General features: G+C 34.9%; 9 protein-coding genes and 1 tRNA gene. 3 read left to right on the top strand and 7 right to left on the bottom strand.

Translation table 11 applies throughout. The features are described from left to right. Window positions 1-3: 3 nt before the first annotated feature. A tRNA-Lys gene (locus CW752_RS13380) sits at window positions 4-76 on the bottom strand. A 116-nt stretch (window positions 77-192) separates the two neighbouring features. Here CW752_RS13380 and CW752_RS13385 point away from each other — a divergent pair. Further along, window positions 193-702: a shikimate kinase gene (locus CW752_RS13385; protein WP_101240211.1), complete on the top strand. Its 510-nt coding sequence runs from the start codon at window positions 193-195 to the stop codon at window positions 700-702. 24 nt (window positions 703-726) lie between these two features. On the opposite strand, the gene CW752_RS13390 is transcribed toward CW752_RS13385, so the two are convergent. Next, entirely contained in the window at window positions 727-1,164 is a 438-nt protein-coding gene (locus tag CW752_RS13390; protein ID WP_101240212.1) for an RNA-binding S4 domain-containing protein, read from the bottom strand. Between the two features lie 57 nt (window positions 1,165-1,221). Between CW752_RS13390 and CW752_RS13395 the strand changes: the two genes are divergently transcribed. Further along, a complete protein-coding gene (locus CW752_RS13395) occupies window positions 1,222-1,983 on the top strand; it encodes a hypothetical protein (protein ID WP_101240213.1) in 762 nt (253 codons plus the stop codon). Window positions 1,984-2,049: 66 nt separating this feature from the next. On the opposite strand, the gene CW752_RS13400 is transcribed toward CW752_RS13395, so the two are convergent. The 5 genes from CW752_RS13400 to CW752_RS13420 all read right to left on the bottom strand — a co-directional run bounded on the left by CW752_RS13400 (window position 2,050) and on the right by CW752_RS13420 (window position 8,786). Next, the gene (locus CW752_RS13400; RefSeq protein ID WP_101240214.1) at window positions 2,050-3,567 is read right to left on the bottom strand and encodes an FMN-binding glutamate synthase family protein; all 1,518 of its coding nucleotides are present in this window, start codon (window positions 3,565-3,567) and stop codon (window positions 2,050-2,052) included. Between the two features lie 54 nt (window positions 3,568-3,621). Continuing rightward, complete coding sequence (gene mtaB, locus CW752_RS13405; RefSeq protein ID WP_101240215.1) at window positions 3,622-4,968, bottom strand: tRNA (N(6)-L-threonylcarbamoyladenosine(37)-C(2))-methylthiotransferase MtaB; 1,347 nt, start codon at window positions 4,966-4,968, stop codon at window positions 3,622-3,624. A gap of 65 nt (window positions 4,969-5,033) precedes the next feature. Continuing rightward, the gene (locus CW752_RS13410; RefSeq protein ID WP_101240216.1) at window positions 5,034-5,624 is read right to left on the bottom strand and encodes a DUF1572 domain-containing protein; all 591 of its coding nucleotides are present in this window, start codon (window positions 5,622-5,624) and stop codon (window positions 5,034-5,036) included. Between the two features lie 95 nt (window positions 5,625-5,719). Continuing rightward, a complete protein-coding gene (locus CW752_RS13415; RefSeq protein ID WP_101240217.1) occupies window positions 5,720-7,822 on the bottom strand; it encodes a T9SS type B sorting domain-containing protein in 2,103 nt (700 codons plus the stop codon). Between the two features lie 166 nt (window positions 7,823-7,988). Next, entirely contained in the window at window positions 7,989-8,786 is a 798-nt protein-coding gene (locus tag CW752_RS13420; protein ID WP_101240218.1) for a hypothetical protein, read from the bottom strand. Window positions 8,787-8,986: 200 nt separating this feature from the next. Between CW752_RS13420 and glgP the strand changes: the two genes are divergently transcribed. Further along, window positions 8,987-10,292 (top strand): alpha-glucan family phosphorylase (gene glgP, locus CW752_RS13425; protein ID WP_101240219.1); only part of this gene is annotated, 1,306 nt, incomplete at its 3' end.

Below are 10,292 nucleotides of genomic sequence, written 5' to 3' on the forward strand. Positions count from 1 at the left end.
TTGTGACCCGGCTGGGATTCGAACCCAGGACCCATACATTAAAAGTGTATTGCTCTACCAGCTGAGCTACCGAGTCGGTCACTTATATTATCAAGTTTTCATTTAAGTAATGTCCCTTGTTTTAAGTGGTGCAAAGATAGGACTTTTTTCGTTATCTCAAAACTTTTTTGCAAATTTGTTTAAAAAAAATTCATGGTAATTTCACTAATCGGATACATGGGATGTGGCAAATCTCACATTTCCAAAATATTAAGCGAGAAAATAGATTTTAAACTCATAGATCTTGACAAAGAGATTTCCAAAAGAAATAAATTAACTATTCCGGAAATCTTTGAAAAGAAGGGAGAAATTTATTTTAGAAAGCTGGAAAGAGAGACGTTGGAAGAGATCCTTGCATCTGAGGAAAATGTAGTTTTAAGCCTTGGCGGTGGAACTCCTGTCTACTATAATAATATGGAGATCATTAATCACAACTCTAAAAGTATTTTTTTGAGGGCTTCCGTAAGTACATTAGTGGAAAGGCTTTCCAAACAAAAAGAAAAGAGACCATTAATTGCTAATATTTCGGACGAAGATCTTCCGGAATTTATTGCCAAACACTTATTTGAGAGAAATCAGTTTTACAGTAAAGCACAATTTACTGTCGGTACTGATGCCAGAGAGCCTGAGGATATTGTTAATGAAATAATAGAAAAGCTCTAGATTTAGAGCTTTTCTATTGTTATTTTAATCTTCTTCTTCCGTTTCATCACCTGTTTCACCAAAGAAATCATCCCAGTCTGTAAAGTCGGAGGCAATATCATTACCTACATATTCATCCATTTCTCTTCTGTCTTTTTTAGTTGGTCTTCCCTCTCCTTTGTTTCTGTAATAGTCCTGAGACATTTTACGAAGCTTCAATAATTCATATTGCTCTTTATCTGTTACATCTTGTATGTGAAGCGGAACAAGTTTGGCTCCAATCCTGCTTTTAGGAATCTGAATCACTTTTATTTTATAGTCAATTTGATTTTTACGGATTTTAATAACATCTCCTTCTTTTACCTCTTTTGATGACTTTACGGCAGATGTTCCAATAGAAACTCTATTCTTTTTAATTTCCTCTGCTGCAATACTTCTCGTCTTATAAAAACGAATGCTCCATAAAAATTTATCTATTCTCATAATTTTTTATACTTTTGCCGTTATATATTATCTGTAAAGTAATTAAAGTTTTTTGAAATGAAAAAAATATTTTTATATATCCTTGCAGGATCTGTGTGTTTTTCTGCTTGTAAGAAAAGTGATGATGATGTGAATACATATGTAGAACCTGCAGACATTAATGTCCAAAACAATTATGATGATCAGGCGATTAAGAAGTTTATGGATGAAAATTATCTGGACGTGCAAGGAAATATAAAACCTTTTAGTGCAACGGATACTGCTGATGATAAAGAGAAAAAATTATCACAACTGGCTTATAAAACATTACCTTCCGGAACAATTTACATTGTAAGAGATGGCGCTCAACCACCAGCAGCAAGTGCTCAGACTATCAAACCAAGTGATAGTATGAGAATTATGTTAAGAGCTAACTCTTATTTGGCAACCCTTACCGATGGACAGGGAGCTTTTAATGCGGGAGCTACTTTTATCAATACAATTAATGGAAATGGAGTTCCTGCTGTTGATCCTATTTTCTATTACATTTCTCCAAAGAATCCGTTAATCAAAAAGGCAACTACTGACGCTGCAAAACAGTCCAGTTATTATGTAATTAATGGTTTCAGTGAAGCTTTACAACAATTTAAGGCATACGATAATCTGCCTAATGCTGCCCCTTATAATTTACAGGGTGTCATTATTGTTCCTTCAAGAGCTGCTTTTGCAAGAAATCCTTTTTATCCTTACAATTATGCAGGATATTCTAACACAATATCATTAAGAAACAGATCTCTTGTTTTCAACTTCCAGGTTTACGGAAGAGTAGATAGACCATAAAAAAACTACTATAAAAATAAAGACCGCCTGAATTCAGGCGGTCTTTATTTTTATATTTTATTGAGATTAAGATCTTGCTTTTTGTTTTACATTTCCCAAGATATCAGGGAAGTATAAATCTGCCAGATGATCAAATTCATCTCCTCTCATAAACATTGTAGCATCTACTTCTTCATAAGAACTTCTTCCTGCTGCTGCAATCAACTCATTACAAGTATGCAGTGTATTTTTATGGAAATGATAAACTCTTTCACTCTTATCTGTCACATCTAACCCTTTGATCAACATTTTATCCTGAGTAGCAACTCCTGTAGGGCAATTGTTAGAATTACATCTTAGAGCCTGAATACATCCTAAAGAGAACATAAATCCTCTCGCATTGTTACACATGTCTGCGCCCATTGCGATAGCTCTTAAGATATCCAGACTGGTAAGTACTTTACCACTGGCAATAACTCTTAATTTATTTCTTAAGTTATAATTATTCAGCGTTCTATTGACAAAGATTAAAGCCGGTTCCAATGGCATCCCTACTCCATCTGAGAATTCCGGTGGTGCGGCTCCTGTTCCTCCTTCTGCCCCATCAATCGTAATAAAATCAGGATAAATTTTTAGAACATTCATTTGCACACAAACATCTTCAAATTCTTTAGTATCTCCGATACAAAGTTTAAAACCAACCGGTTTCCCTCCTGAAAGTTCTCTTAATTGTTGTACAAACCTCAACAATCCTGCTGCGTCTGAGAATGACGTATGAGATGGTGGTGAAATAACGGTCATCCCGGGTGTGACGTGACGGATTGCTGCAATTTCCGGAGTATTTTTCACTCCCGGAAGTACTCCTCCGTGTCCTGGTTTTGCTCCTTGTGATAATTTAATTTCGATCATCTTTACGTTAGGAAGCGTTGAATATTTCGTAAATAAATCAGGATTAAATTTTCCTTCTTCATCTCTACACCCAAAATAACCTGTTCCAATTTGCCAACATAAATCTCCACCCTCTAAATGATAAGGGGAAATACCTCCTTCTCCTGTATTATGATAGAAATTTCCTTTTTTTGCTCCTCTGTTTAAAGAAATCTGAGCCCTGTCACTTAATGCACCAAAACTCATTGCTGAAATATTAAATAAAGAAGCATGGTAAGGTTGCGTACATTGCTCTCCTCCTACCCAAACTCTCGGAAGTTCTTCTGATGGTGGTTTTGCATAGATAGAATGCTTAATTCCCTCATATTTTCTATGATTAACCTCTAATTGTGTTCCAAAAGCAACCGTATCACTTAAATTTTTAGCACGTCTATATACTGCAGAGCGCTGATTTCTTGGAAACGGCTTTCCATCGGTCTCCCTTTCGATAAAATATTGTTGCATTTCGGGTGAAATACTCTCGAAAAAGTACCTGAAGTACCCCAACACCGGGAAGTTCCTCAAAATAGCGTGTTTCGATTGATAAGCATTGTAAACACCCAATGCATAGATTGCGGATAGCAGCGTCGGTATCCAATAATGCGCTCTGATTAGTATTGCTACAATCCAGGTAGCAAGTACTAATACAATTCCCCAAGATAAAAACTTATCTCTCATGAATGTAGTATTTAAAAGTTTAAAAATAAATTTAGTGGAAATTTTGCAAAGAGCCTATGCTTTTGCTAAAAAATTTTGGTAGGAAGATTGCACTGAAACCGTGCCATCTGACAGGATTTTTTCTAAATTTAGAAATTCGATTTGATTAACTGATGCCGGATCAAAGTCTTTTTGGACTCTCACATAGTTTTCAGTGAAGCCAAACATTTTTCCGTCTTTATTTTCGTGCTCCCAAAGTACAGGAAGGGTTTTACCAAGTTGAGTCTGATAAAATGCCATTTTTTTCTTTTCAGAAAGGATTCTAAGCATTTTATTACGTTTTTTTCTTTCGGCTATTGGTACAATTCCCTCCATTGTTGTAGCTTCTGTATTTTCTCTTTCAGAATAAGTAAATACATGAAGATAAGTAATCGGAAGTTCGTTAAGAAAGTTATAGGTTTCCATAAATTTCTCTTCAGTTTCTCCAGGGAAGCCTACAATAACATCTACACCAATAGCTGCATCAGGCATTACCTCACGGATTTTGCTTACTCTATCTTTATACAGCCTGGTCAGATAACGACGTTTCATTTTTTTCAATAAATCATCGCATCCGGACTGTAATGGAATATGAAAATGCGGAACAAAGCTTCTGCTTTTAGAAACAAGTTCAATACTTTCATCCTTCAAAAGATTGGGTTCAATGGAGGAGATACGAATTCTTTCTATACCTTCTACTTTATCCAATTCCGAAATAAGATCAAGGAAAGTATGTTCATGTCTTTTATTTCCGAACTCTCCTTTACCGTAATCACCGATATTCACACCTGTAAGAACAATTTCTTTGATGTCTTTTGCAGCAATTTCTGTAGCATTTTTGAGTACGTTTTCAATAGTATCTGAACGTGAAATTCCTCTTGCTAATGGGATTGTACAGTAAGTACATTTATAGTCACAACCATCTTGTACTTTTAAAAAAGCTCTGGTTCTGTCTCCGATTGAGTAACTTCCGATAAAGAAGTCGGTTTCTTCAATCTCACATGAATGAACAATTCCTTCATTTTCGGATTTTTCCAGATCATCCAGGTAGCTTAGAATATTAAATTTTTCTTTAGCTCCCAACACTAGATCAACTCCTTCAATTTGTGAGATTTCTTCAGGTTTTAACTGCGCATAGCAGCCTACAATAACAACCAAACCTTCAGGATTGGCTTTCATTGCTCTTTTAACATGCAGTTTACACTCACGGTCTGCATTTTCAGTTACAGAACATGTATTGATAACATACACATTCGCTTTTTCATCAAAACTCACCTTATCATATCCTGCATCTGTTAATTGACGGGCAATAGTAGATGTTTCTGCAAAGTTCAATTTGCAGCCAAGTGTATGAAACGCGGCAGTTCTGTGAAAAGTGGACATTTGTACTCCTGATTTTTATGGGTGCAAAGATAGTAATTTTAATGCGAATCCAAGATTGATTCAATCTATTGTTTATATTCATCCCTTACTTCAGGGCTATTTTGAAAACAAACAGATGAGGAATTGTCATCCTGATCCTCATTTGAAAATTTATTTTTCATTTTATTATTAAACTCCTGTGACTTGTTTCTGGCAATAGAGAGGGTTTTCCAATCTTCATTCTTTAGCATTTTTGCAATGTACACCATCTGGCCTATATGATAAGGATAGTGAGCCAGTTGGCGGAAGACAGCATCAATAACAGAATGCGCTTCTCCCCTGATATAAATTGTAGCATACAAGTTTTCATCAGTAATTTGATGTAAGGCGTTAAAGAAACACGTCCATCCTTTCTCCCAAAAATCAATAATTTCTTCTTTTGTTTTAAAAGTATTCACAAATTCTTCATCACGATGACGCCAGCTTTTCTCTCCGTCTGTCGTTAAAAAATCGGTCCATCTTGAAAGCATATTTCCGGTAACATGTTTCACAATTATGGCTATAGAATTACTTTCTTCATTATACTGCCAAAAAATCTGGTCATCGGATAATTGACTAAAGGTTTTATCTCCAAGGGATTTATAATATTCAAAACGTTTAATAAAGAGCTCTTTCATTGTTGTAATTTTTGATAACGAATGTAAAACTTTAAAAAGATAAAACCACTTGATGAGAAGTGGTTTTATCTATGTACTATATTTACAGAATATGATTATTCTCTATTTTTAACCAATACCCATCCTGTGTATTTGAAAAGCGTATTCATTTTATCATTTTCATTCCATGTTACAGAATACCAATATGTACCTGTAGGCACTTTTTTTCCAGCCAGAGTACCATCCCATTTATATCCGTTGAACCGGTTTGCCTGGTGGATTTTATTTCCGTATCTGTCAAAAACATTGAAGACCAGATTTTGTTTCCCACCCAATGCAGCATAATTAATCACATCATTAATTCCATCATTATTCGGAGTAATTACATTGATTAAATTAGGAACGACAATGTCAACTTTTATAGGGTCACAATTATAGGCATCTTTTACAAATACCTTATGATCTCCTCTTACCAGATTGTTGAAAACATTAGAATCCTGCCAGATAAGATTATCTATCGCATATTTATAAGGTGGAGTTCCTCCTTTTACAGATATTGTAACTGTATTATTAGAAATATCAATACCAGAAACTACAGGTTGCTCTGAAGGATATACTCTAACCGTCTGTGTGGTAAAACAAGCTCCGGTTTTAAGTTTTACCCAATAAGCTCCTACACCAACATTACTGATAGATTGAGTTGTGGCTCCTGTACTCCATTCATAAGCATTGAATCCGGGTCCCGCATCCAGCGTCGTTTTTGCTTCTGCACAGATGGTTTTATCTTTAAGAATATCGGAATATACAGGAGGCATAACTATTAATGTAATTTTAGCTATTGTGTAGCAGCCTGCATTAGACACTCTTACATATACCGCCCCATTAGAAGATGTATAGTTCGTAACGGAAGTTATTTCATTGGTCTGGTTAATAGCATCATTCATTGAAGGATAGTATTTTTTCACGGTACCTGCTTGTGTTGTTACACTTACCGACGTGAGGTCAAAAGAAGCTTTAGATGGATCAGATTCGATAAAGCATGATCGTAAAGTAGCATCATTAACGACAACTACGGGGGAAAACATCAAAGTAATCTGTGCAATAGCACTACATCCAAATGCAGATATTACTTTTACATATACAATCCCACCCGAAGACACAAACGCTGAAGGATTGGTAATTTCATTAATGCCTGCATTCAAATCCGCCAGGCTGTTGTAATACTTTTTGATCACATTCGGATCAGTAATAATAACAGCAGAAGTCAAATCAAATACCGCCGATCCTGCATTATTATTGTTACATTGTGTTAATGTTGCATTTTGAACGCTTATAGATGCATTTCTGAATTTAAATGTTCCGATCTGTTTACATTTATTCAAAGGACTATTCGGATTTTTCGGATCCGTATAACTGATACTATAGTAATAAACCGTAGTAGTATTTACCGTTATAGGTCCTGTAATAGGATTTTGGGCTGTTAAAGCTTCATTTTGGCTTAGATGATAGCTTACGCTAAAGTTTTGATTCCCATTAATAATACCGGCAGTCAATGAAGCAAAATCAAATACGGTTGTACCTGAACATATCACAATTTCTTTTGGATCATTTGGGTTAGCTGCTGAAATTCCCGGTGGTACGAAAGGATTAGGAGTAATTACAGGGTCGGTAAACGGAGAAGCTAACGTAGCTGTTCCGCCCCATGTTAAAGAAAAAGGAGCTGTTGTACTGCTGGTACTGCTCACCCAGTTATCAATAAATAAATAATATGTTTGTCCCGGCAAAACATCCAAATATTGACAATATGGTGTTGTAGAGCCTCCGGCCGCACTGGTAATTGTACTGGTCATATTTAATCCTGTCGCTGCTCCGACTCCAATTACGGTTGCCGCATTACAACGAATAGGTGAGCCTAAATTTCCACAGTTTACATTAGGTCCGAAAATTGCCCAGTCATAGTCCGCATTAGGGTTATTAGGTACCAAGTCAAAAGTAAGTGTTCCTCCCGTTGCAATCGTAATTTTATACCAAATTGAATTATGTTCTCCGGTAACATCCAAGCAACTTCCCGAATTTACTAATTCTTTAACATTACCATATCCTGTCGGACTATAAGTAATACTAGAATTACCACAAACGGATAAGGCTGTTGCACAATCTTGCTGGGAATAAAAAATTTGAGATATACTCAAAAGAATAAAAAGTAAAAATCTCCTCATAGATATACAGTTTTATGGTTAAATCGTTTTGAATCAAGTTGATACTAACTCATACCAAATATACCTATATTTTCAATAAAAACAATAAAAGTTAAATAATTTTGAATTATTTTAAATTAAAATGCAAAATCATTCAACATGCAACAATCTAAGAAATACAAAACTACTATTTTATGCTTGTAATGTTTCCACAAAGATTCTCAAGATGAAAAATTTTATGAAAAGGACTTTTCACTTCTTTCAAATGTTCTTTATCCTGGATAAAAGTATATCTCGAGGCAATAGAATTCATATCGGAAACAATAACCAACCAACATTCATCTACAGATGTATCATAGTAAGGGAATTTTTCGTTTTTCTTTTCAATAAGCTCAAGTATTTTTTCTGAACAAAGCTCATCAAAAAGATTCATACTGTATTCATGGGTAATAAATACATTTCTACGGTGAAAAGACTTCCTTATACTTTTTACACATCCAATTGGTTTATTCTTTTTTATACTTTTATAAATATTGATAATATTTTCCTCTTGGGTTTCCAGATTATCAAATTTTATATTGGGGTAGAATTCTAAAAAATAAACACCACGATATTTCGTAGTGTCTTCTTGTTCTAATAATATTTCTGCCTGACGGAACATCTTATTTAAAGTACTTTCCACTTTTTTCATTTCAAGATGATTGATCACTTCGGTCAATTCAATTCCGATTTTTTTGTCGTTTAATTTGGCGATAAAGTCAGGACTTTCACAGGTAAGATTTTCAAATTTCACTTCGGGAAAATGATGCATGAAAGAGTTGAGCAATAGAATTTCAGACTTCTTTCTGTACTTTTCACGGTCATGAAGCGGTGATTCATCTATTGTACGGTGATACTTTTCTATGGGCTTTTTTTTCAAATGCCTGTTCAGGTAATATAAACTTAGATTCTTAATTAAATCTTCATCAGAAAACGTCTTTTTCATGTGTGGTTTTTTATTTAATTAAAGAACACATGCAGCCATTGGCTTTCATCATTAAAAGTTTTTGATAATCAAAAATTTACACACTTAAAGATAAGTAAAAAAAACATTCAATATTGATTTTTTAAGTTAATTTATTAAATAATTAATGTAAGGTTTATTTTCATAATTAATACCTTTGTCTCTAACACAAACCTGTACCTATGGATTTTAGGAATTTTAAAATACCTTACAATATCAATCCCCAATATTCTAAAAAAACTGTTTATTTTTCAATGGAATTTGCGCTTGAGCAAGTATTAAAAATATATTCCGGAGGGCTTGGCTTTTTGGCAGGCTCTCACATGAGAAGTGCCTATAACCTGAAACAAAACCTCATAGGAATTGGTATTCTATGGAAATTCGGATATTATGATCAGGCAAGAAACCATGATCAGACGTTGCAACCGGTATGGACTAGAAAAATGTATAGTTTTCTTGAAGATACGGGAATTAAATTCCAGATTGAAATCCACAGTGCACCGGTTTGGGTTAAAGTATGGTACCTGGATCCTGAAATTTTCAACACCGCACCTATGTTTTTCCTTTCTACAGATGTTCCGGAAAACGATCATGTTTCAAAAACCATCTGTCATAAATTGTATGATGCCAACGAATCTACAAAGCTTGCACAGTATATTCTACTAGGAAAAGGTGGTGCAAAATTATTGGATGAGATGAATATTGAAAGAGAAGTCTATCACCTGAATGAAGCTCACGGATTGCCGGCAGCATTTTATTTATTAAAAAAATACAACGGAGACCTAAGTAAAGTAAGGGAAAAATTAGTTTTCACAACTCATACGCCAGAAGAGGCCGGAAATGAAAAACACAACTTAAAATTATGCTATGATATGTCATATTTTTCCGGTTATAGCATGGAAGATATTAAAAGCATTGAAGGAGCCGATGATGACCGATTCAACCATTCCCTTTGCGCTTTAAAAATGGCAAGAATTGCGAATGGAGTGTCTCAACTTCATGGTGTTGTTTCCAGAGCAATGTGGAACAAATACCCGGGAATCTGTGAAATTACTTCTATTACTAACGCTCAGGAATTCAAATATTGGGCAGACAAACCTCTTTACAATGCTAAGGATGAAAATGATGAAACTGTTTTCGACTACAGAAAAAAACATTTAAAGAAAAAGTTATTCAGTATTGTTGCAGATCAAACGGGAAATTTATTCAACCCCAATATTTTCACTATCGTATGGGCCAGAAGATTTGCAGGTTATAAGCGTGCAGAGCTTCTTCTGCATGACAAAGACAGATTTTACAGACTACTGAATCACTCCAAATACCCGGTACAAATCATCTGGGCGGGAAAACCCTACCCAATGGATTATTCGGCTATTTCGACTTTCAACACTTTGGTTGAGGAAAGTAAAAACCATAAAAACATGGCTGTTTTGACAGGGTATGAATTGTCTTTAAGTAAATCTTTAAAGCAAGGCTCAGACCTATGGC

The sequence above is a fragment of the Chryseobacterium sp. PMSZPI genome (genome assembly GCF_002835665.1).
Taxonomy (GTDB): domain Bacteria; phylum Bacteroidota; class Bacteroidia; order Flavobacteriales; family Weeksellaceae; genus Chryseobacterium.